22 protein-coding genes and 1 pseudogene are annotated in these 21,684 nt (G+C 71.8%); 6 read left to right on the top strand and 17 right to left on the bottom strand.

The annotated features are described in order from the left end of the window. Positions 1-213 precede the first annotated feature (213 nt). From ACZ4FV_RS03440 to ACZ4FV_RS03450, 3 genes are all read right to left on the bottom strand, one after another. Positions 214-567 carry an ATP-binding protein gene (locus tag ACZ4FV_RS03440; RefSeq protein ID WP_395865774.1) on the bottom strand — a complete coding sequence of 118 codons (354 nt, stop codon included), beginning with the start codon at positions 565-567 and terminating at the stop codon, positions 214-216. A 511-nt stretch (positions 568-1,078) separates the two neighbouring features. Further along, positions 1,079-1,720 carry a hypothetical protein gene (locus ACZ4FV_RS03445; RefSeq protein WP_402232298.1) on the bottom strand — a complete coding sequence of 214 codons (642 nt, stop codon included), beginning with the start codon at positions 1,718-1,720 and terminating at the stop codon, positions 1,079-1,081. Beyond that, entirely contained in the window at positions 1,717-2,511 is a 795-nt protein-coding gene (locus ACZ4FV_RS03450) for a tetratricopeptide repeat protein (RefSeq protein ID WP_395865778.1), read from the bottom strand. Before ACZ4FV_RS03450 ends, ACZ4FV_RS03445 begins: the two co-directional genes overlap by 4 nt. A 234-nt stretch (positions 2,512-2,745) precedes the next feature. Between ACZ4FV_RS03450 and ACZ4FV_RS03455 the strand changes: the two genes are divergently transcribed. Continuing rightward, positions 2,746-3,537, top strand: coding sequence for a GNAT family N-acetyltransferase (locus tag ACZ4FV_RS03455; RefSeq protein ID WP_465321719.1), 792 nt, complete (start codon positions 2,746-2,748; stop codon positions 3,535-3,537). Positions 3,538-3,656: 119 nt separating this feature from the next. On the opposite strand, the gene ACZ4FV_RS03460 is transcribed toward ACZ4FV_RS03455, so the two are convergent. Further along, a complete protein-coding gene (locus tag ACZ4FV_RS03460; RefSeq protein ID WP_395865782.1) occupies positions 3,657-4,457 on the bottom strand; it encodes a family 1 encapsulin nanocompartment shell protein in 801 nt (266 codons plus the stop codon). Between the two features lie 103 nt (positions 4,458-4,560). Then, on the bottom strand, positions 4,561-5,727 hold the full coding sequence (locus ACZ4FV_RS03465) for a Dyp-type peroxidase (protein WP_465321722.1): 1,167 nt from the start codon (positions 5,725-5,727) through the stop codon (positions 4,561-4,563). Positions 5,728-5,777: 50 nt separating this feature from the next. Here ACZ4FV_RS03465 and ACZ4FV_RS03470 point away from each other — a divergent pair, with 50 nt between their 5' ends. Continuing rightward, the gene (locus tag ACZ4FV_RS03470; protein ID WP_402232303.1) at positions 5,778-5,969 is read left to right on the top strand and encodes a hypothetical protein; all 192 of its coding nucleotides are present in this window, start codon (positions 5,778-5,780) and stop codon (positions 5,967-5,969) included. 209 nt (positions 5,970-6,178) lie between these two features. After that, positions 6,179-6,310 (top strand): annotated as a pseudogene (locus ACZ4FV_RS03475) (DivIVA domain-containing protein); the annotation flags it as partial. Between the two features lie 529 nt (positions 6,311-6,839). On the opposite strand, the gene ACZ4FV_RS03480 reads toward ACZ4FV_RS03475, so the two are convergent. The 7 genes from ACZ4FV_RS03480 to ACZ4FV_RS03510 form a co-directional block, all read right to left on the bottom strand. Continuing rightward, positions 6,840-7,970, bottom strand: coding sequence for a zinc-binding dehydrogenase (locus ACZ4FV_RS03480; protein WP_465321723.1), 1,131 nt, complete (start codon positions 7,968-7,970; stop codon positions 6,840-6,842). After that, on the bottom strand, positions 7,967-8,287 hold the full coding sequence (locus ACZ4FV_RS03485) for a putative quinol monooxygenase (protein WP_395865789.1): 321 nt from the start codon (positions 8,285-8,287) through the stop codon (positions 7,967-7,969). Before ACZ4FV_RS03485 ends, ACZ4FV_RS03480 begins: the two co-directional genes overlap by 4 nt. Continuing rightward, entirely contained in the window at positions 8,284-8,973 is a 690-nt protein-coding gene (locus ACZ4FV_RS03490; RefSeq protein ID WP_395865791.1) for a glycerol-3-phosphate responsive antiterminator, read from the bottom strand. The genes ACZ4FV_RS03485 and ACZ4FV_RS03490 overlap by 4 nt, the downstream gene beginning before the upstream one ends. A 28-nt stretch (positions 8,974-9,001) precedes the next feature. Then, the gene (locus ACZ4FV_RS03495) at positions 9,002-10,543 is read right to left on the bottom strand and encodes an FAD-binding oxidoreductase (RefSeq protein WP_395865793.1); all 1,542 of its coding nucleotides are present in this window, start codon (positions 10,541-10,543) and stop codon (positions 9,002-9,004) included. After that, on the bottom strand, positions 10,540-12,279 hold the full coding sequence (locus ACZ4FV_RS03500) for a glycerol-3-phosphate dehydrogenase/oxidase (RefSeq protein ID WP_402232309.1): 1,740 nt from the start codon (positions 12,277-12,279) through the stop codon (positions 10,540-10,542). Before ACZ4FV_RS03500 ends, ACZ4FV_RS03495 begins: the two co-directional genes overlap by 4 nt. 246 nt (positions 12,280-12,525) lie before the next feature. Beyond that, on the bottom strand, positions 12,526-14,058 hold the full coding sequence (locus ACZ4FV_RS03505) for an FGGY family carbohydrate kinase (RefSeq protein ID WP_465321725.1): 1,533 nt from the start codon (positions 14,056-14,058) through the stop codon (positions 12,526-12,528). 68 nt (positions 14,059-14,126) lie between these two features. After that, a complete protein-coding gene (locus ACZ4FV_RS03510; RefSeq protein ID WP_402232311.1) occupies positions 14,127-15,608 on the bottom strand; it encodes an MFS transporter in 1,482 nt (493 codons plus the stop codon). A 319-nt stretch (positions 15,609-15,927) separates the two neighbouring features. Here ACZ4FV_RS03510 and ACZ4FV_RS03515 point away from each other — a divergent pair, with 319 nt between their 5' ends. The 3 genes from ACZ4FV_RS03515 (at position 15,928) to ACZ4FV_RS03525 (ending at position 17,524) form a co-directional block, all read left to right on the top strand. Further along, a complete protein-coding gene (locus ACZ4FV_RS03515; protein ID WP_395865802.1) occupies positions 15,928-16,203 on the top strand; it encodes a hypothetical protein in 276 nt (91 codons plus the stop codon). Continuing rightward, entirely contained in the window at positions 16,200-16,442 is a 243-nt protein-coding gene (locus tag ACZ4FV_RS03520) for a hypothetical protein (protein ID WP_395865804.1), read from the top strand. Before ACZ4FV_RS03515 ends, ACZ4FV_RS03520 begins: the two co-directional genes overlap by 4 nt. Before the next feature lie 89 nt (positions 16,443-16,531). Beyond that, positions 16,532-17,524, top strand: a complete 993-nt coding sequence (locus ACZ4FV_RS03525; protein WP_402232314.1) for an aldo/keto reductase — start codon at positions 16,532-16,534, stop codon at positions 17,522-17,524. A 76-nt stretch (positions 17,525-17,600) separates the two neighbouring features. Here ACZ4FV_RS03525 and ACZ4FV_RS03530 read toward each other — a convergent pair whose 3' ends face one another. The 5 genes from ACZ4FV_RS03530 to ACZ4FV_RS03550 all read right to left on the bottom strand — a co-directional run bounded on the left by ACZ4FV_RS03530 (position 17,601) and on the right by ACZ4FV_RS03550 (position 21,663). Continuing rightward, positions 17,601-18,266, bottom strand: a complete 666-nt coding sequence (locus ACZ4FV_RS03530; protein WP_395865805.1) for an HAD family hydrolase — start codon at positions 18,264-18,266, stop codon at positions 17,601-17,603. A gap of 194 nt (positions 18,267-18,460) precedes the next feature. Further along, a complete protein-coding gene (locus ACZ4FV_RS03535; RefSeq protein ID WP_395865808.1) occupies positions 18,461-19,546 on the bottom strand; it encodes a WD40/YVTN/BNR-like repeat-containing protein in 1,086 nt (361 codons plus the stop codon). Between the two features lie 144 nt (positions 19,547-19,690). After that, complete coding sequence (locus tag ACZ4FV_RS03540) at positions 19,691-20,053, bottom strand: DUF2203 domain-containing protein (RefSeq protein WP_395865809.1); 363 nt, start codon at positions 20,051-20,053, stop codon at positions 19,691-19,693. Positions 20,054-20,188: 135 nt separating this feature from the next. After that, complete coding sequence (locus ACZ4FV_RS03545; protein WP_395865811.1) at positions 20,189-20,380, bottom strand: hypothetical protein; 192 nt, start codon at positions 20,378-20,380, stop codon at positions 20,189-20,191. A gap of 80 nt (positions 20,381-20,460) precedes the next feature. Beyond that, positions 20,461-21,663, bottom strand: coding sequence for a helix-turn-helix transcriptional regulator (locus tag ACZ4FV_RS03550; protein WP_395865813.1), 1,203 nt, complete (start codon positions 21,661-21,663; stop codon positions 20,461-20,463). Positions 21,664-21,684: the final 21 nt, after the last annotated feature.

Below are 21,684 nucleotides of genomic sequence, written 5' to 3' on the forward strand. Positions count from 1 at the left end.
TCCGGCGCAGTTTCCGTCGGTCCCGTCTCCGGTTCCGTCTCGGTGCGCGCCCTGCGCCTGCCGAACACCATCCGAGCCCGCTCCTCCTCCGTCACGACACGTCGGTCCACGGGCGTGTGTGCGAAGGGGCGTCGTGCGCACGCTGTCCCCCGACCGCCCGACCGCCCGTACGCCTGCGCGCGCCGATGACGGGACCGACCGTATCGGGCGGGCTCAGTCGCCCTCGAACCCGGCACACACCGCCTTGCGTCCACTGGTGCGCAGCTCCACCTTGAAGCGGTGGCTGAGCGCCGCGACCACGAGCAGGCCGCGGCCGGCCTCGGCGTCCTCCAGTACCTCGACGGGGGACGGCAGCGAACACGGCAGACAGTCGAGTACCTCCACCCACAGGACTCGGCCGTGCAACGACGCGGACACCTCGTAGTCGCCGTAGTCCCCGGCGTGCTCGACAGCGTTCGAGGCCAGCTCGGAGGTGACGCGGACCGGGTCGTCGGACTCGAACCCGACCCGCTCGCAGAAGCGCCGCACATGCGCGCGGGCGGCGGAGACGGTTTGCGGTTTCGACACGAGCCGTACAGTCGAGCGCGTTCTGGACACGGTGGTGGCCACGTCTCCCCCTCCAGTCGGTCGGGCTCCTGAGAGCACCGTGATCGAATACACCCTGGAAACGGGCCCGAACTGCGATTATCGGTCGCCGATCGCCCGCGATCTGGTAGAAACCGCGGCAAGATCGGTGGACCACTTGGAAGTTACCGAATCCGAGCGCCTTCCGGGCGGATCGCTTGGCAAAGAAACCCGCGAGTCGCGCCGGACAACCCGCGCGTATGACCCCAACCAGCCATCCGAGCCCGCAAGTTCACCGAATCCGCAGGTCACACCCACCCTATCGGCGGAGCGACGGGAGCGGGCGACGAGCGTACGGCGGCGAATTCCCGGGGCGTGTCGGGCGCGCCGAGGGGAGTGAACGGGCGCGGAACGGCGCGCGATGCGCGAGCCGAACGGCGCGCAGGGGCGCGCGTTTTCGCGTCCCGTCGCCCGTCGCCTGTCACCTGTCGCCCACCCCTGCCCCCGCCCTCCGTCAGAACCGCACCGAGCGCTCGATCGACTCGATCTCGCGGAAGCGTTCGCCGGCGCTGCTCGGTGCCGAGGACAGCATGTAGATCGGTACCGTGCCGGTGTCGATCACGGTGACCCGCAGCCGGAACGGTGGCACGTTCTTGTCCTCGGGAGTGCACTCGATGTCCATCAGCCACGCGTTGCGGCCGTCGAGTCGTGCCGCCTCGCTGGAGCGGACCGTGTCCTGGGCCTTGGCCGGGTAGATCAGTTCGAGCTGGGCCCGGCCCACGGTCTCGGCCATCTCCGGCATCGAGCGCGACTTGGCCACGAACACCTCGGTGTCCACGACACCGACCATGAACGTCCCCAGCGGGTTGTTCGGGTCGGCCGTCGGCTTGGCCGTGGGGTTCACGGTCTTGGGGTCGACCGTGGAGGCGACGGAGGAGTACAGGCCGACCACCGTGTCCGGCGGCTTGGCGTACCAGCCCTGTGGCAACACGTAGGAGACGTGTGCCTTCTGGTCGCGGATCTCGCCGGGTCGGGCCGAGTGTGTGGTCGACGGCGTCGCGGACGGCTCGGCCTTGGCATCCTTGTCGTCGCCGGGGCCGCACGCGCCGACCCCGATCAACGCGGCCACCGTCACCGCGAGCGCCGCGCGCCTCATTCCTCGACCTCCACGTCGCCCGCCTCCACCGCGGCGCGGTAGGCCGCCTCGACCTCGCCGGTGTCCGCGCCCTCGCGGTCGAGCAGGTGGGCGTACAGCAGGCGCGAACCCTCGATGCCCGCGTCGAGCGCGCGCCGGATGTGCTCTCGTGCGGCCTCGATCCGGCCCGCGTCCAGCTCGGCGTCGCCGAGGTCGACCAGCGCGTCCTCCTGGCCGGCCTCGACCGCGCGGGTCAGCCACGCGATGCCGTCGTCGACCGCGTCGCCGTTGAGCAGCAGCCGGCCGAGGTTGGCCATCGCGAACTCGTCGCCGCCCTCCGCCGCCGGGCGCAGCAACGCCTCCGCCTCGGCGGCGCGGTCGAAGTCCTGGAGGAAGGCGGCGAAGTCGTTGGGCGCGTCGGGGTCGCCGGCTTCGAGCGCGCTGACGTACCAGCGCTCGGCCGCCTCCGGCTCGTCCAGCGCGTCGGCCAGCAGGTTGGCGATCGGCAGTGCCCACCGCGACTCGCCCAGCCGGTGCCGCTCGGTCAGCAGGTCGACGGCGGCGTCCGGTCGGCCGGTGACCTCCAACAACTCGCTGAGCGCGTCCACCGCCTCGGCGTCGCCCTCCGCCAGCGCCTCGCGCAGAATCGCCTCGGCGGTTTCGTCGCCGCCCGCGAACATCAGCTCGCCGGCCTTGCGACGGGCTTCGGGTACACCGGCGTCGGCGGCTTCCAGGTACAGCTTGACGGCGGCGTCCATCCGCCCCTCGCGCACTGCTTGATCGGCCTGGGCGATGTGGTTGGTGCCGGACATGGTCCTGCTTTCGATTCGCGGAGCGTAGACCCACGAGCCTGCCACATCCGGCACCGAACCCCATCCTTGGCGCAAGGCACACGGACGGTCGGCGTCGGCTCGTGGCGCCCGCCCGCCCGCTCGGAACGGATGCGGTGCGATCTCCCCATGTACGGTCACCCACCGCGTCTCGGTGAACGTGTGGGGGAGGAAATTACCCGTCCCGCGGACGGCCCGGTGTGGTGGGGTGGCCCGATGAACGTGACCTCGCTCGCCTACCGCACCGACCTGATGCTGCTCACCCTCCAGGGCAGCCACGTCGAGGAACGGGACGACCACCTGGTCGTCCGAACCCCGGCCAATCCCACCTTCCACTGGGGCAATTACCTCCTCCTGGCCGCGCCACCGGCCCCGGGCACGGCGGCCGGGTGGATCGACACCTTCCGCCGCGAATTCCCGGACGCCGCCCACGTCGCACTCGGCGTCGACGGCACGGCGGGTGCCGCCGGCGACCCGACCGAGCTGGCCGCCGCGCACCTGTCCGTCGAGCGCAGCACGGTCCTGACCGCGACCTCGCTGCGCCCTCCCGCGCGCCCCAACACCACCGCGACGTTCCGCATGGCCGACTCCGACGACGACTGGGCCCAGGCCCTGGCGCTCAGCGAGGCCGGCAATCCCGGTTACGCCGCCGGCGAATACCGCGAGTTCGCCGCCCGCCGCCTGGCCGGCTTCCGCGACCTCCAGGCCCGCGGCCACGGGGCCTGGTTCGGCGCCTTCGAGGACGGCCGGCTCCGCGCCGGCCTGGGCCTGTTCACCGACGGCGGGGGCCTGGCCCGCTACCAAACCGTCACCACCCACCCGGACCACCGCAACCAGGGCCTGGCCACCACCTTGATCCACACCGCGGCCCGGCACGCCCGAACCCACTGGTCCGCCGACCACCTGGTCATCGTCGCCGACCCCGCCTACCTGGCCATCGACCTCTACCGCGCGCTCGGCTTCTCCGACACGGAATCCCAGATCCAACTGGACCTCGTCCCGGCCTGACCCGAGAGGGGAACGGTCCGCGACACCGGTCCGGCCGGCCGAGTGGATGCCCGCCCTCGCGCACCGCTCCCCCGCCGGCGAAGCCGAATCGCCTGCCGACGGCGGCCGGAAGCCCCCGCCTACGGCCGAGCGAACGCGATCGCCGCCTCACCCGCGTACATCAGGAAGGTCAGCGTCTCCTGGAAGTACAGCCGGATGTCGTCATCGTCGTGCGAGAGGTAGCCGATCGACAGATCCTGGCCCAACCGCAGCTCGTAGTCGCCGCCTCGGGTGGACAGGACGAACGCCCCGTCGATCGCGGGCGCCCAGATCGGCTCGCCGCCCAGGATCCGGGTCAGGTGCTGGCGGATCGGGTAGCCGTGGTCGGCCGCCTCGTTGACCGCCGTGTACGCCTCAGGACCCAACACGAGCTGATACCGGCCGTTGACACCCGCCAGCCGCAGTTCGGTGAGCGCGCGGCTGACCGCGTCGGGGTATTCGCGCACATCCATCGGCAACGTCACCGGTTCGTTGGTGGCCGCCGCCCGGATGCCCTCGATCGACGCGGCCGGGTAGCCCTCGAAGATCAGCCGGTCCTCGGTGAACGCCATCTTGCGCGCGGCGTCCTTGACCGGCTGCCAGTCCGCGTCCTTGGCACCGCGCTCGACCGCGTCCACCGCACCGCGCGTCACCGTGAACGGCACCCGCAGTTCGATCAGCGGGCGGAAGTCCCGACTGCGCGCCCGGACTCCGTCGGCCGGCGGTGCGAGGTCGCTCAGGTGCCCGGTACCCACACCGGCCGTCTCGCCGCCGTCCGGCCCCTGTACGTCCACGACCCGGCGACCCGCGACGTGCCGCTTGAACGTACGCCTGGCCTCGTCCTCGAGGTCCGCCCACGCGGCGTCGGAGATGGGGGCGAGCTCCCGGTGGAGATTGTTCATGAGGTGTGGCTCCTGCTTCCGGATCGGTGCGGCGACTTCGGTGCGGCGAAACGGACGAAATAAACGACATGAACCGAATGGATGGAACGAACGCACGGAACGGCTAGCCGGGACCCATCCCGGCCCCGGCCTCCGCGTCCACGCCCAGGCCACCGATCCCGAGTGAACCGTCGGCGGCGCCGACCGGCGCGGCACCGACCGACGCGGGAACGGCCCCGGACGGATCCGGCGTCGGCGCGGGCAGCACCACCGGATCGACCTGCTCCGCCCCGGCGGACGCCGCACGCGGTTCGGCCGGCGCCGGCGGCCCTGGCGGATCCGCCAGGAAATCCGCGGTGGGCACGAAGAACAGCCCGCCCGTGATCGCCGTCGAGAAGTCCAGGATCCGGTCGTACGTGCCCACCGGCTTGCCGATGAACATGTTCCGCAACATCTGCTCGGTGACGCTCGGCGTGCTGGAGTAGCCGATGAAGTAGGTGCCGAACTCGCCGCTGCCCACCGTCCCGAACGGCATGTTGTCGCGCAGGATGTCGCGCTCGGTGCCGTCCGGGTCGGTGATCGTGTTCAGCGCGACGTGCGAGTCGATCGGCTTGATCGCGTCGGGCAGCTCGATGTCGGACAGCTTGGTCCGGCCGATCACCTTCTCCTGCGCCTCCACGGGCAGCGCGTTCCACGCCCGCATGTCGTGCAGGTACTTCTGCACGATCACATAGCTGGCGCCGGCGAAGTCCGGGTCGTCCTCGGCGGTGACCGTGATCGCCGCGAACGCGTCCTGCCCCTCCGGGTTTTCCGTACCGTCCACGAAGCCCATCAGGTCCCGCTGGTCGAAGTACTTGAACCCGTGCACCTCGTCGACGACCGTCGCCGCGCCGGCCAACCGGTCCATGATCACGGTGGCCAGTTCGAAGCACAGGTCCATCGTCCGCGCTCGCAGGTGCAGGAGCAGGTCGCCCGGCGTGGACACGGCCCGGTGCTTGGCACCCACCAACTCCCGGAACGGGTGCAACTCCGCCGGGCGCGGCCCCTCGAACAGCCGGTCCCACGCGTGCGAGCCGATCCCGACCACACACTGGAGGTCGCCGTCCGGAATCCGGAAACCGACCGATCGGCGCAGCCCGGCCAGGTCGGCCAGGAAGTCGCGGACGGTGTCCTCCGCCTCGGCGCCCGCGTCGACGGTCAGGACCATGAACATCGCCGACCTGGCCGGCAGGCCCAGGATCGGTTGCGGCTGGGGCAGGGTCGACGGCGCGGTCTCCCGAGGCTGGGTCATGGTGCGTGGCTCCTCGCCCGATGGTGACGCCGGTAACAGTGGTGCGGGTGATGCAGCTGGTACAGATGGTGTCGGCGCTGACGACAACCGCGGCGCGACGACTGCCCGGCGGGCCCGGCACGCTCGACGAACACCGCCGGGATCGGCAGCCGCGGACCCGCGCCGAGCGCGCCGGATCCGGCCTCGCCGTCACTCGCCGCCACCCACAGCACATCGACGGATCGCCCGGCCGGCAAACCTGACCCGGGTCGGCGATGCGCCCGATTCGATCTTGTCCTTCGTCGTCCGCGTGGCGGCGGCGACACGGTTGTAGCCTTCGCGAACGAGGTCGAGCGGGTGCGGCGGCGAGTGCTTGGGGGCACGGATGGAGTGGAGCTTCACTCGGACGCGGCTGCGTGAGGGGTACGCGATCGCCGACGTGGACGCGTTCCTGGCACTGGTGCGCAGCAGCCTGGACGGCACCGCCGCGGTCCCGCTGACGCCGACTCAGGTGCGCGAGCAACAGTTCACCACGGTGCGGCTGCGCGAGGGCTACGACGAGGACGAGGTGGACGCGGCGCTCGACGAGATCGAGGCCAGGTTGGCGGCGCGGGCGGGGGCCTGGGGCTTCGACGGCGGGCGCGGACCGGACGGGCTGTGGCGTTCGAACGGCACGGCGAACCCGGACCGGCCGGCCGGGACGGCGGACGCGGTCGGCACGCCGGGTCCGGTCGACCGCTTCGCCGAGGCGCGGGCCGAGGCCGACGTGAAGGCGGTGACGCTGCGCCCGGCCGGGGAACGCTTCGACCTGGTCCGGCGCGGTTACGGCCGGGACGAGGTCGACGCGCTGGTGAACCGCGTCGGCGAGACGCTCCGGAACCGCGTTCGCCTGGCCGCCGAGGAGGTCCTCGCCGACCGCTTCGAGATCGCCCGGCGCGGCTACGACCGCGCCCAGGTGGACGCCTGGCGCGATCGAGCCGCCGACCTGCTGATCCGCCGCCGCCTCGACGACGCGACACCGGACTGAGCACACCGCACCGAAGATGACACCGGACCGGGTGGTGGGACCAAGCGAGGACACACCCGAAACCGGACACCGGGCCCGGCGGGGACACCGGCGCTCACCCCACCCCTTACGCCCCCGTCCGGATCACCTGCCGGATCGCCTCGCCGCTCGCCAGCGCCTCCATCGCCTCGTTGAGGTCGGTCAGCGCCACCGTCCCGGTGTGCAACTGCTCGACCGGCATCAGGCCGGCCCGCCACAGGGCCAGGTACCGCGGGATGTCGCGGCGCGGCACCGCGTCGCCCATGTAGGAGCCGAGCAGCGATTTGCCCTCGCCCGCGAAAACCAGGGCCGGCACCGCGTCCAGTCTGCGGCCGGGCCCGGGCAGGCCGACCGAGACCACCCGGCCGCCGCGGTCCACCGCAGCCAGGCAGTCCGCGACCACGGCCGCGCTGCCGACCGCCTCGATCGCGACGTCCGGGCCGCCGTCGGTGAGGTCGCGGATCGCGGTGACCGCGTCGGCCGGGTCGTACGCGTGCGAGGCGCCCAGGCGCAGCGCGAGTTCGCGCTTGGCCGGCACCGGGTCGACCGCGACGATCGGGTACGCGCCGGCCGCCCGCGCGCCGAGCACCGCGGACAGCCCGACCCCGCCGAGGCCGAACACCGCGACCGACTGGCCGGGACGTACCTGCGCCGTGTTGATCACCGCGCCCGCGCCGGTGAGCACCGCGCAGCCGAACATCGAGGCCACCTCGAAAGGCACGTCGCGCGGGATCGGTACCACCGACTCCTGGGCCACCACCGCGAATTCGGCGAACGCGGACACCCCGAGCTGGTGGTGCACCACCTCGCCCGCGGCATCCCGCAGCAGCGCGGGTCCGTGCAGCAGCCCGCCCGAGCCGTTCGCCGTCGCGGCGGCCGAGCACAGCGCCGGCCGGCCCTCGTCGCAGCGCCTGCAGTGGCCGCAGCTGGGCACGAACACGAGTGCGACGTGCTCGCCCGTCGCGACCCGGTCCACGCCGGGCCCGATCGCCTCGACCACGCCGACCGCCTCGTGCCCGAGTGCCATCGGCAGCGGCCGGACCCGGTCGCCGTTGACCACGGACAGGTCGGAGTGGCACAGGCTCGCCGCGGCGATCCGGACCAGCACCTCGCCCTCGCGCGGGTCGCCGAGTTCGAGTTCCTCGATCACGACGGGTCGGCTCGCCTGATACGGACGTTCCCGCGATATCCCGCGCAGGACGGCTGCCCTGGTCCTCACCGGGCGGCCTCGTCGACGCTCACCGCGGCGGCCCGGGGGTTGAGCCGGACGACGTCCCGGCTCTCCAACAGCGGCACCACCTGCCCGAGCACGATGTCGCGGAAGTGCTCGGAGGCGCAGTGCGCGGTGAAGTCGGCCTCGGCGTCGTACTCCTCATACAACACGATCGTCCGCGGGTCCTCGACGCCTTGGTGCACGCGGTAGCCGCGGCAACCGGGCTCGGTCAGCGAGCACCGGGTCATCTCGTCGAGCAGCGTCAGGACCCGCTCGTACGTGTCGGGGTTCGTGCGGTAGCGGGCGACGACGACGTAACTCACGATGTGTTTCTCCTACTTGCCTGGATTGCACTTGCCTGGGATGCGCTTGGGCGGGTCGCGGACCCGAGCGCCGCGAGCGTGTCGCGGCGCAGGTCCCACAACCGGGGGTCGGACGTGGCCACCGCGACCGCGCCGAGCGCGAGCGCGGCGGCCGCGTCCTCGGCGGTCTCCACGAAGCCGGCGGCGACGAACGGCGACATCGCGCGCTTGGCCTCGGGGGTCATCCGGGCCACGATCACCGACGGCATGATCTCGACCAGATCGGGTCCGCCGCGGGCGATCGCGTCGGTGCTGCGGCGCATGTTGGAGCGGTCGGTCACGAACACTTTCTGCATGGTCAGCAGCCCGAGCGGGCGGCCCTTCTCCATCAGCGAGAGCCGGGTGCTGACCATGCCGTGCGCGCCCATCGCCTTGAGGAACTCCAGGGCGCCCTTGTCCTGGGCCAGGCCCGGGCAACTGTCCACGTTGACGAACACCGTCTTGCCCGCCTTGCCGAGCAGCTGCACGATGTTCGGCAACTGCCCGACCGGGATGGACGCGAGGATGCACACCTTCGCCGGCGCGCCGAGGAAGTTTTGCAATCGCTGGGGTCCGATGATCGACGCGATGACCGGGACCTCGGCGAAGGCGGAGGACAGCACGGAGGACATTCGGGGCCCGCTCGCGGGGCGTTGACTGGCGTTCATGACCTACCTGCGTCGGGTCTGGTCCGCCTCACGCGTCGAAGCGGTCGGGAAGGCCCAGTTTGCCAGGATTGAGTATTCCGACCGGGTCCAGGGTGTCCTTGACCTTGGCGAACGTGTCGAAGCCGGCGCCGAGCGCGGCCGGCAGGTACGGACCGCGCAGCAGGCCGCAGCCGTGGTGGTGGCTCAGCGCCGCGCCTTGGCGGATCAGCACCTCGTTGGCCGCGTCCCACACGGCGCGGTACCACTCGCGCCGCCTGGGCCGGTCCACGTCGCCGCGCAGCGAGAAGTACACACACGCGCCGTCGGTGTACGCGTGCGACTGATGCGCGGACGCGGCCAGCGTGCCCGGCACCGACTGGATCGCCGCGACCACCTCGTCGTACACCTCGGCCAGCGCGGTCCACGACCCGGCGATCTCCAGCGTGTCGGCGACGAAGCCGGGGCCGGGGGTGAAGCCGTCGGAGGACTTGCCGACCAGCATCCGGTCCTTGAGCCAGCGCTCGAACACCGCGTCGCTGTCCAGTTCCGGACCGTAGGCGAGGCAGACCTCCTCGCTGACCTTCAGCATCGCGTCGACCAGGATCGGGTCGCCCTCGTCCGCGATCAGCAGCAGGTTGGTCTCGGGGTGGTCGAAGTGCACCCCGCTCTCCAGCTTGTCGTACAGGCGCAGCACGGCAGGGGTGGCGCCGCGCTGCATGATCTTGCGGCACGCGTCCAGGCCCTCGGCGAAGGTCTCGAAGCCGAACGCGAGCGCCTTGGCGTAGGTGGGCAGCGGGTGCACCCGGATCCGGGCGGAGGTGATCACGCCGAGCGTGCCCTCCGAGCCGATGAAGATCTGCCGCAGGTCGGGGCCGGTGGCGGCGCGCGGGTAGTCGCCGTAGGTGGCCCGGGTGCCGTCGGCGTGCACGACGTCGATGCCGACGACCATGTCCTCGATCTTGCCGTAGCGCGTGGAGAGTTGACCGGCGCCGCGGCAGGCGATCCAGCCCCCGACGGTGGAGACGGCGAACGCGGACGGCCAGTGGCCGGTGGTGGCGCCGTAGGTCTCCTGGAGTTCCTTTTCGAACAGGTCGCCGAACATGCCGGCTTCCACGTCGACGACGAGCGACTCGGCGTCGAACGACACGATCCGGTTCAGTGCGCACAGGTCGAGCACGACGCCGCCGTGCACGGGCAGGGCCGCGCCGGTGACGTTGCTGCGGCCGGCGGAGGCGGTGACCGGGATGCCGGCCGCGTTGCAGATCCGCAGGACGGCGGCGACCTGGTCGGCGTCGACCACCTCGACCACGACCGCGTCCGGGGTGGCCGGGCGGCCGTCGGTCTCGCCGATCATGGTGCCCGCCCACCAGTCGCGGGTGCGGGCGACCACGTCGGCGCGGTCGGTGTACACGGCCTTGGCGACGCCGCGCAGGTCCTCGATCACCGACTCGGGGACCTCGACGACGGCGCCCTGGAGCGAGGCGTCGCCGTCGCCGACCGGGGTGTTGCGGGCCCATTTGGGCGGTGTGGGCGCGCCGACGATGTAGTCGCCGCGGTTGAACGGGTTGGTGATGGTCTGCCTGCTGATCACTTCACTGCTCCTTGGGGTGCGTCGAGCGTTGCGGGTGCTGCGGGTGCTGCGGGTGCCGTCGGTCCCTCGGACTCGCCGAGCAGGACCGCCTTCTCGTGCCGGACGGCCGCGAGGTAGTCCGCGACCTGCCGCTCGATCTGCGCCGCGGACAGGCCCAGTTCGGCGCCGAGCAGGCGGCCGACCTCGGGCGCGGCGGCGGCCGAGGCGTCGCGCGCGAACAGGCGCGAGCGGGTACGGCGGGAGAGCACGTCGTCCACCGAACGGGCCATCTCCGAGCGGGCCGCGTAGACCACCTCGGCCCGGATGTACGGCATGCCCGCGACCACCGGCTCGGCCAGCGTGGCGTCCTCGGCGAGCAGGTCGGAGACGAAGCGCGCCTCGGTGCCGTAGCGCTCGCCCAGGTGCGCGGCCAGGCCGCCGGATGCGGCGACCGCCTCGGCGTCGTAGCCGGCGCCGCCGATCAGCGGCAGGTTGGCGGTGCGGCTGCGGCCCTTGCGGCCGAGTACCTCCATCACCTTGTCGATCACCAGTTCGCCCATGTGCCGGCTGGTGGTGAGCTTGCCGCCGGTGACGGTGACCATGCCGCCGCGTCCGACGTCGATGTGGTGGTCGCGGCTCATGTCGAGGGTGGCGCCCTCCTTCTTGCCCACCAGCGGACGCAGGCCGCCGATGCTGCCGACCACGTCGTCCGGGGTGAGCTTGCCCTCGAACGCGGTGTTCGCGCCCTCCAGCAGGAACTCCATCTCCGGGCGGGTGCAATGCACGTCGTCGACGGAACCCTGGTAGTCCTCGTCGGTGGTGCCCAGCACGACCGAGTCGCCCCACCGGGTGCAGGTGGCGCGCCGGGCCCGGCCCGGGATCGGCACGGTGACCGTGCAGTCGATCCGGACCTTGCTCCACGGCACCACGATGTGTACGCCCTTGGCGGGCCGTACCCGCGGGTCGTGTCCGGGGTCGGCCATCGCGTCGACCGCGTCGCTCCACACGCCGGTCGCGTTGACCACCGCGGCGGCGCGCACGTCGAACCGCTCGCCGTCCACCTCGATCCGGGCACCCGCCGCGCGACCGCGCTCGTCCAGCACCCGGTCCACCTTGGCGCCGTTGAGCACGGTGGCGCCGAGCGCGGCGGCGGTACGCACGATGGTGAGGACCAGTCGCGCGTCGTCGGCGCGCCCGTCGAAGTACATCAGGCCACCCCGGAGGTGGTCCGCGCGCAGCGTGGGGGCGTGTGCGAGCACCTCGTCGACGGTCAGCCGCTGGTGCAGCTTGCCGATCCGCCAGCCGCCGACCAGGTCGTAGGTCCACAGCAGACCCTCGAAGCCCTTGGCCAGTCGGGCGTCGAAGACGCCCTCCTTCTCCAGGATCGGGAACAGGAACGGCAGCCGGTGCACCAGGTGCGGCGCGTTCTTGCGAAAGCGGTGCCGCTCCAGGAGCGAGTGCCGGACCAGGTTGACGTTGCCCTGCTCGATGTAGCGCAGGCCGCCGTGCACCATCTTGGACGACTTGGAGGAGGTACCCGAGGCGAAGTCGTCCTTCTCCACCAGGGCCACGTCCAGACCGCGCGAGGCCGCGTCGAGGGCGGCGTAGGCGCCGGTGACGCCGCCGCCGATCACGAGCACGTCGAACACGTGGTCCGCCAGTCGGCGCTTGGCCCGGCTGCGGTCGAGAAGCAGCGGCTTCCCTCTCGTGGCCGCCGCCGGCGCACGCCGAGGCTTGCGGGCGGGCAAGGTGATCACAACATCAACTCCTGGAATCTGTCCGACGGTTCGATGACCGGACCGTCGGGTGGTACGTGGTGCGGGTGGCCTCGCGGCCGGCCGGGGGTGGATGGCTTGGGGTGGATGGCCGGGGGTGGCCGGCCTGGGCCGGGCCGCCCGGGTCTCGGGTGGCCTCGGGCGGGTGGTCTCGGGCGGGTGGTCTCGGGCCGAACCGCGCTGCGGGTGGTCGCACGGCCGGCCCGGTGGGTGGCGCGGGCCCGCGCCTCAGTCGAGGTGCGGCGCGAGCACGGTCCGCCACGCGGCCCGTTGCTCCGCGCGTTGTTCGGGGGTGGTGGTGGGTTCGAAGATTCGGCCGCGCGGCTGCGCCTCGACCACCTCTTCGAGCGAGGACCACAGGCCCTCGCGGACGCCGGCCAGATAGGCGGTGCCGCGCAGGCTCGCGGTCGCCGAGTCCGCGGCGCGCTCCAGCGGCAGGCCGACGAGGTCCGCCTGGAGCCGCATCAGCGTGTCGCTGCCGGCCACGCCGCCGCCCACGCGCAGTCGCCCGAACGGCGCGCGCATGGTCTCGGCGACGCCGTCGATCAGATCGCACACCGAGTGCGCGATCCCGTCCAGCACGGCGCGGGCCACGTCGGCCCGCGTGGTGGCCAGGGTCAGGCCGCTGAGCGCGGCCCGCGCCTCGGGCCGCCACGCGGGGGTGCGGATGCCGGCGAGCGCGGGCACAAACCACTCGCGCCGACTCGATCCACCCTGTTCCCGTGCCTGGGCGGCGAGTTCGCCGATCTCCGCGGGCGAGGCGAAGAAGCCGAGGTCGTCGCACAACCAGCGCAGCGCGGACCCGGTGGTCGAGCAGTACGCCTCCAGGCTGAAGTGCGTCTTCTCGCCCTGCCGCCGGCCGGGTTGAGCCAGCACGCCGGTCACGCCGGGGATCGGCAACGCGGGAGTGTCCCCGGTGGCCGCGTCCACGAACGTGCCGGTGCCGTACACGCACATGCCCTGCCCGGCCGCCAGTCCGCCGAGCGCGATCAGCGCGGCGTGCTGGTCACCCATGACGGCGGCCAACGGCAGTTCAACGCCCAGGAGTTCGGGGTCGGTGCGACCGTAGCCCTGGTCGTCGTCGGCGAACAGGTCGGGCAACAGGTCGAGCGGGTAGCCCAGTTGCTCGATCCACTCGCGGTCCCAGGCGTGTTCGCGAAGCAGGTAGGCGCCGGCCGAACCGGCGTTGCTCGCCGAGACGGCGTGCGCCGCGCCGGCGGTGAACTTCCAGGCCAGCCAGGTGTCCACGGTGCCGAACAACAGCGTCCCGGCCGCGTACGAGGCGGCCACGTCGGGCACTTCGGCGATCTGCCGGGCGGCCCACAGGAACGGCGCCCTGCTGCCCACCGGCCGGCCGAGCCGCGCGGTCAGCGGCTCGTCCCATGCGGCCTCGTAGGCGAGCAGGTCCCGGGCGTAGCGCCGGTCCTGCCACACACAGGCCGGCACCAGCGGCCGGCCGGTGCGCGAATCCCACAACATCGCGGTGGCCCGCTGGGTGGACAGCGCGAGTGCGACGATCTCGACATCGTTCGCCCGCCCCCAGGCCAGCGCCTCGCGGCAGGCGGTCAGGGTGGCGGTCCAGATCTCCACCGGGTCCTGTTCGACCGAGTGTTCGTCGGGATGCCGCACCGCGATCTGCCGGTACGCCACGTGGCCCACCGTCCCGGAGTCCAGCACGACTCCGGCCCGGGTCCCCGTGGTGCCCTCGTCCACGGACAGGATGCCGAGGCGCCGTCCGGGAGCGTGCAACGTCTTCGTCATCACAGCCCTTTCGGTCCGAAATATCCGATTGCGATCTCCGCGTGCGAGTCTTTCGCGGGAGGTCTCCGTCAGCGGGTGACCAACGCGGGATTCGCGGGATTCGCGGGGTCCGCCGGATGCCCGGGCTGCCCGGTCAGGGTCGGCACGTCCGGGTCCTCGTCGGGCGAGATCGCCCGGGTCGGGTCCCACTTGATCGCCAGGCACGTGAGCAGGCCCAGCAGCGGCACGATCGCCAGGACCAGGAACGTCTTGTCCAGCCCGATGCCGTCCTTGATCTGCGGGAACAGGTACAGCCCCGCCACGCTGCCGAAGCTGCCGATCATCCCGGTGACGCCGGTGCCCAGCGTGCGCACCTCACTGCGGTAGGACAGCGCGGCGATCGACTTGCCGTTGGCGCCGGGACCGGCCGAGTGACAGAAGATGAACATCGCCGGGAGGATGAACGCGATCCAGGTCGGCACCCGGTCGAAGGTCAGGCCCATCCCGACCAGCATCACGAACACGCCGCCGAAGCCGATCGCCGAGCTGACCCGCAGGCCGAGCTTGCGGGCGAACCACGCGGACAGGATGCCGCCGACGATGCCGAAGGCGTTGAACACCATCGAGCCGATCGTGGCCTTTTCGAAGCTGTTGCCGAAGATCGCCAGGCTGATCACCGGCAGGTACCAGCCGACCGCGAAGTACTGCATGGACTGGCCGAGCGAGATGGCCGAGGAGAGCAGCGTGCGCGGCAGGTACTTGCCGCGGAACAGGATCCCGGCCTGCTTCATGCCCACGTTCGGCGGCACCTCGTCCGCGTCCGCGTCGTCGTGCACGGCTCCCGCGGCGGCAGGCTTCGCGGCGACGGCCTCGATCCCGTAGATCCGGCGCAGGTTGCGCACCGCGTCCTCCAGGCGACCCTTGGTGGCCAGCCAGGTGGGGCTCTCCACGAGGAAGGCCCACTGGAGGAGGAACAGGGACAGCGCGATCACCCCGGCCGAGCCGACCGACCAGCGCCAGATGTCCGCACCGACGTCGAACTTGAAGCAGATCAGGGTGAGCAGCAGGTTGCCGGTGGTGGCGATGTACCAGATGCCCTGCCACAGGTTGAGCCGGCCGCGCAGCGACTTGGGCGTGTACTCCGCGAGCAGCGCCATCGCCACCGCGAAGTCGACCCCGTAGGCGACACCGACCAGGACCCGGCCGATCCACACCACGGTGAAGTCGTCGGCGGTGGCCGCGATCACCGCTCCGGCCAGCGCGAACAGCTTGGCCATCAGCAGTGGGGGCACCCGCCCGATCCGGGTGGCCAACCACCCGCCGATCGGATTGAACAAGATGGCGAGAGCCGGCGCGGTGGCGGTGAGGATGGAAACCTGAGTACTGCTCAGCTCCATCTGCTTCGTCATCGGGGCGAGCCCGGCGCCGAGCGCGGCGTTGGAGTACGCGTCGAGGAAGAGGCCCCCGAACACGAGGAACCAGATGACCTTGGCCCGACCGGAGATTCTTCCCAGTCGGTCGATGAGCGCGACGACGTCCTTGACGCCTCTGACGCTCTGCTGCTGTGCCATGAACCCGTCCTCGGAAAAAAGGACCAGTCGGCGACACGCGAGCGCTAACGCGTAGGAGGGCACAGCGAAGCCACCGACAGGTGGTCTTCGTCTGTTCCTGCCAAAGAATGATCTGGACCTTATGAGCGAGATTTGGGGGTGTCAAGGGTCCATAAGCGAACGAACGCGATCCCTGATCCGTCGAGCACTGCTGATGCCGTACGGCACATACCCGATCGCATGCGCCGCCCGATGTGCGCCGGGGCGCATTGCCAGGCGGGTACGCCGCCGGTGTGCGCCGACTGTCGGTCACGGGCGGCCTCGTGCCACGCTGGTACGCATGAGTGACCGACCCGTCATCCGCACCCACCACAACGGCCGCGTGGTCGAGCTGCCCGGCACCCTCGCGGACATCCGCGCCGCCCTCCCCGAGAGCGATCGGGCCGCGTTCGACCACGACATCGACCACGCCGCCATCGACAACCTTCCGGCCGTCGCCTCCGCTTGGGCCAAGACCCCCGAGATGCGCGCCCACGACGACGCCATCACGACCCAGGTGGCGACCGGCGACCACAGCGGCCTCTACAACCCCGACGGCACACCCGTCGAAATGTGAGCAAATACCGAGTCCAGTACACGGACAACGCGCTCGCCGGGTATAACGCCCTGTCCTCCTCGAAGCGTCGGGAATTCGACCGCGCGGTCGACTCCATGTCGTACTCGCCGCGTACGTACGGTGACGCGATTCGCGGCAACCCGGACCGGCGCACTGCGGTACTGGCCGGGGTGATCACCGAGTACGAGGTCAGCTCCGGCGTCCTGGTCGTCACCATGCTTCACGTGCGTGGCCTCTGACCGGCACCCGCCCGACGCGCACCGTGCCCACGGATGTCGGCGTGAAAATCGCGCACCGAACGGGGCTCGCACAGGCGAAGATGGTCGGCATGATCCACTCTGCTGCTGATGACCGTTACGAATCGATGCGTTATCGCCGGGCCGGGCGTAGTGGGGTCGAGTTGCCCGCGGTGTCGCTCGGGTTGTGGCACAACTTCGGGGACACCCAGCCCATGGAGGTGCAACGCGCGGTACTGCGCCGGGCCTTCGACCTCGGCGTGACGCACTTCGACCTGGCGAACAACTACGGGCCGCCGTACGGGTCGGCGGAGGCGAACTTCGGGGTGCACTACCGGGCCGACTTCCGGCCCTATCGCGACGAGATGTTCATCGCCTCCAAGGCCGGCTGGGACATGTGGCCGGGGCCGTACGGCGACGGTGGGTCGCGCAAGTACCTGCTGGCGAGTCTGGATCAGTCGCTCGCCCGGATGAGCCTCGACTACGTCGACGTCTTCTACTCGCACCGCTACGACCCGAAGACGCCGCTCGAGGAGACGATGGGCGCGCTGGACACGGCCGTTCGGTCCGGGCGCGCGCTGTACGCCGGCATCTCCAACTACGGCCCGCAGGAGCACCGCCAAGCGGTGGCGATCCTGCGCGACCTCGGCACTCCCGTGCTGCTCAACCAGTCGGCGTACTCGATCCTGGACCGCGAGCCGGAGCGTGGCGTGCTGGACGCGGTCGGCGAGACCGGTACCGCGCTGATCGCCTATTCACCGCTGGCCCAGGGCCTGTTGACCGATCGCTACCTCGACGGTGTGCCCGAGGATTCGCGGATGGCGGTGGGCCACTTCCTCAAGCAGGACGCGCTCACCGAGGAGCGGCTGACCCTGCTGCGCGCGCTGAACAAGCTTGCCCAGGGTCGGGGCCAGACCCTCGCCCAGCTCGCGCTGACCTGGATCCTGCGCGACGAGCGGGTCGTGTCGGTGATCGTCGGGGCAAGCAGCGTACGGCAGTTGGAGCAGAACCTGTCCGCCGTCGGGCAACCGGACCTGACCGCGGCCGAGATCGACGAGATCGACCGGCTCTGCGCCGAACTCTGAACCGAGCCGGCGCCGGCGCGATCCGAAGGCCGCGCTCGGAAGGCCGCACTCCGAAGGCCGCGACCGGGAAGCGGCCCTACGCCCGCGCCGCCGAGGACGCGTGCAGGTCCCCGGCCTCGATCGAGGCCAGGGACGCGACCACTCGGCGGCCCGGTGCGGGCGTGATCGCAGTGGTCGAGGACACCGCGAGGACGGCGCACCCGGCGGCTTCCGCCGAGGTGACGCCGACCATGGTGTCCTCGACCGCGACGCACGCGCTCGGCTCGACCCCGAGCGCGGTCGCCGCGGCCAGATAAGGGGCGGGGTCGGGCTTGGTCCGCGCCACGTCCTCGGCCGCGACGGTCACCGCGAACCGGGCCGACCCCAACACGTCCCGTACCAGGTCCACGACCCGGCGCGGCGACGCCGACACGATCGCCAGCGGCACCTCGGCGGCGGCCAAGGCGTCGAGCAGCGCGACGACTCCCGGCAGCGGCTCGATGCGATCCGCGACCCTGGTCGTGAACGCCGCGTCCAGCGCGTCCGTCAGCTCGTGCACACACGGTGCCTCGGCCACCACCGTGTGCAGGTACACCGCGGTGTGCCCGATCGCGTGCCCGACCACGTCCGCCGCGTCCGTCTCCCCGAGCACGTAGCCGACCCGCCCGGCCACGTCCGCGACCGCTTCCCACCACAACTGCTCGGTGTCGACAAGGGTCCCGTCCATGTCGAACAACACGGCGGCAGGCAGATCGACGGACACGCTGACTCGTTTCGATGGCGTGAGGCGAGGACGTCACGACCCTCTCAGCCCGACGTGAGCACAGTGCCACCACCGGGTTGCGGTCGCGTGAACGTGTGTGAACCCCGCCGCCACGGGACCGTCCCCCCGTCGCATGCGGCCCGTCCGAGCCCGTGGCCGGCGGGCGAGCTCCGTGGTCCGCGCGCCCTCCCGCCTCAGATCACCGCCGCCCGCAGGGACAGGACGTCGGGGAGGTGTTGGGCGATGCGTTCCCAGCGGTCGCCGCCGTGTCGGCCCCGGTAGATCTCGCCGCTGCGGGAACCGAAATACAGGCTCGCGTCCTCGGCGTCGTCGGTGCACATCGCGTCGCGCATCACGGCCGTCCAGAAGTCGTCCGGGAGGCCGTCGCCCAGGGCCGTCCAGGACTTGCCCGCGTCGTCGCTGCGGTAGACGCGGCACAGGCCGTCCACCGGGAAGCGCATCGCGTCGGCGATGAGCGGGACCACATAGACGGTGTCCGGGCGGTGCGGGTGGACCACGATGGTGAAGCCGAAGTCGGCGGGCAGGCCGTCGGCGATCGACTCCCACCTGGCTCCCGCGTCGTCGCTGCGGTAGACGCCGTGGTGGTTTTGCAGGAACAGCCGGTCGGGGCGGTCCGGGTGCCGGGCCACCTTGTGTACACACTGCCCGTACTCGGGGTACTCGTCGGGCAGGAACGTCACATGGATGCCGGTGTTGGACGGGTTCCAACTCGCGCCGCCGTCCTCGGTGACGTACACCCCGCCGGTGGACATCGCGACGGTGATCCGGCGCGGGTCGGTGGGGTGCGGCAACACCGTGTGGATCGCCTGGCCGCCGAAGCCGGCCTCCCAGTGCGGCCGGTGCGGGTGGTCCCACAGCGCGCGGACGAGTTCGAAGGAACGGCCGCCGTCCTGGGAGCGGAACAGCGCGGACGGCTCGACGCCGGCGTAGAGCACGTCGGGTTCGGCACGGGAGCCCGGCACCAGTTGCCAGATCCGCTCGACCGAGGCGCCCGCGTCCGCCGGGAAGCCGACCCGGCCCAGGTCCGGTTCGCGCCAGGTCGCGCCGAGGTCGTCGCTGGTGACCACGACCGGGCCGAAGTGCTCGTGGACGACGCCCGCCATCACCCGGGGCGTGTCCCCCCGGGTGTCGATCGCGACCGAGTAGACGCCGGTCATCGGGTGGTGCGGCCCGGTGTACGCCCAGGACCCGTCGTCGCGCGAGCGACCGATCCACAGGCCCTTGCGGGTGCCGATGGCGAGCAGGACGGACTTCGTCATGGGTGACCTCCAGGCAGCGTTCCGTTCCACGGGGAACGCTACGCGGCCGAAGTGACATTCGCCCGATTCGACGCGATCCGATGGGATCCGGCGAGGTCCGGTGAGGTCTGGTGGGATCTGTCGTAATCCGAATGAATGTCGGCCCTACGGCAACGGACGTCGCCCCGCGAAGCCCAGGTCGGCACGGTGATACCAGCCCAGCCGACGATCGCCCTCCAGCCAGCACAGCAACACCGGTACGCCGTCCAGGTCGGCCGGGAAGTCCACGAGGAGCGGCGCGAAGCCCTTGAGCTCCGCGCCGGTCTGCTGGATCTGCGTCATCAGTTCGTCGAGCCGGGCCTGCATGCCCTTGAGTTCGGGCAGTCCGCCGAGTTCGGACCGGGCCCCGCCGCGCTCCAGCGCCGCGGTCAACTCCGCCGCGTCCGCTCGTACGGTGATCAGCTCGTCGAGCACCGGCATCAGCCGGGCCAACTCCGCGTGTGCCTCGTCGACCGTGAACAGACCCATGTGCACAGCCTCCCACGTCGGGCGAACGTGCCACCGCCCGGCTGTACGACGCACCATCGGACGCACCCCCGGCACACCGCGCGGAGACCGCGCGTCGAGCGGCCGAGGGGTCACCCGAACTACCCGGCCGTGCCCCTACACCCCGGGGAAGGTCCCGTGGTTGGTGTGCACCCCGAGGACGCCACCGGCGGATTCGGCCCGACCGGTCAGGTCCCGCTCGATGTCCAGACCGTCGTGACTCATGGTGGGCCCGCGCCTGCCGACCGCGACCGCGATCAGGGCCACGACCACGAGCAAGCCGACGGCGAAGAAGAGGATCGTGATCACGGCGGCTCCTTGGGAATGCGCGGTGTACGTGGCCTGACGGTGCTGTCGGGTCCTACCCGACCCGACGGCGGCGCCGGGTTCTACATGATCCATGCCCGTTCCGGGCCCCACGACCCATTTCCCGCGCATCGGGCGGCCAGCGCACGCAGCCGGGACTCGTCGCCGTCCGCCGGCGAGTCCAGACGCAGGATCTCCTGGACGAAGCGGCGATTCGGCGGCCGACAGCGGATCTCCTGGGCCGCGGCGGCCTCCGCCTCCAGGAGCGCGCCGACCGCCTCACCGCGCCGGCCGAGCGCGGCGAGCGCGCGGGCGAGGTCGATCAGGTGCCGGGCCTGACGACCGCGCGGCAGGACGGCCAGCGCGTCCGGGGAGAACCGACCGGCGACGGCCCGCGCGTACTCGCCCAGCAGTACGTGTGCGGTCACCCGGTACAGCGGCACCTGGATCGCGCCGGGGTCGGCCCGCTCGGCCCCCTCCAGCAGATCGCGGGTGGCGGGGCGATCGCCGAGTCGGGCCGTGGCCAGTGCCGCGCCCAACCGCAGGGTACGCAGCGCCGCTCGGCCCGCCCGGCCGCGCAGGTCCAGCGCCGAAGCCAGGTCCGCCTCCGCCCCGAGGGCGAACTCGACGGCGGCCCCCGCGCCTTCGTGCCAGGCCATGGCACCGGTCAGCCGATGGGCCGCACGCGCCAGGACCACCGCGTCGCCGCTGTGCCCGGCCGCGGTGATCGCCCGATCGGCCGCGCGCCAGGCCAGGTCGGCGTCGCCGAACACCTGGGCGGCGGCGGAGGCCAGGCCCAGCGCGGCGGACCGGACGGCGGCCCGCGCGCACGCGTCGGACCCGACCGCCCCCGCGATCGGCACCGTCGCCGCCAGGACCGGCGGCACCACCCGATCCAGGCACCCGTAGTCCGCGGCCGTGTACGCGGTCCACCCGTAGCTCAACTCTCGGCGCGGCATCGCGAGATCGATCCGCCGGACGGATCCCGGGCCGGCGGCCGGCGCGATGTCCACCCGGCGCAGCGCGGCCCGCACCGCGCCCAGCGGATCGTGCTCGTGCTGTTCCCGGTTCGGTTCCTCGGGCAGCAGTCGGTCGATCCCGATGTGCAGCACCCGCGCGGCCCTGGTGAGCAACGACAGGCGCGGATCCGCCTGCCGGTGGCCCGCCTCCACGTCCTCGACCCAGCGCACGGATCGGCCCATCAGGCGCGCGAATTCGGCCTGGGTCAAGCCTCGACGTACCCGCCAGTACGCGATCCGCCGGCCGATGCCGGTCGCGGTGTGCATGCCGGGCCGCTCCTTGGGGTA

This window comes from Embleya sp. NPDC025285 (genome assembly GCF_055558835.1).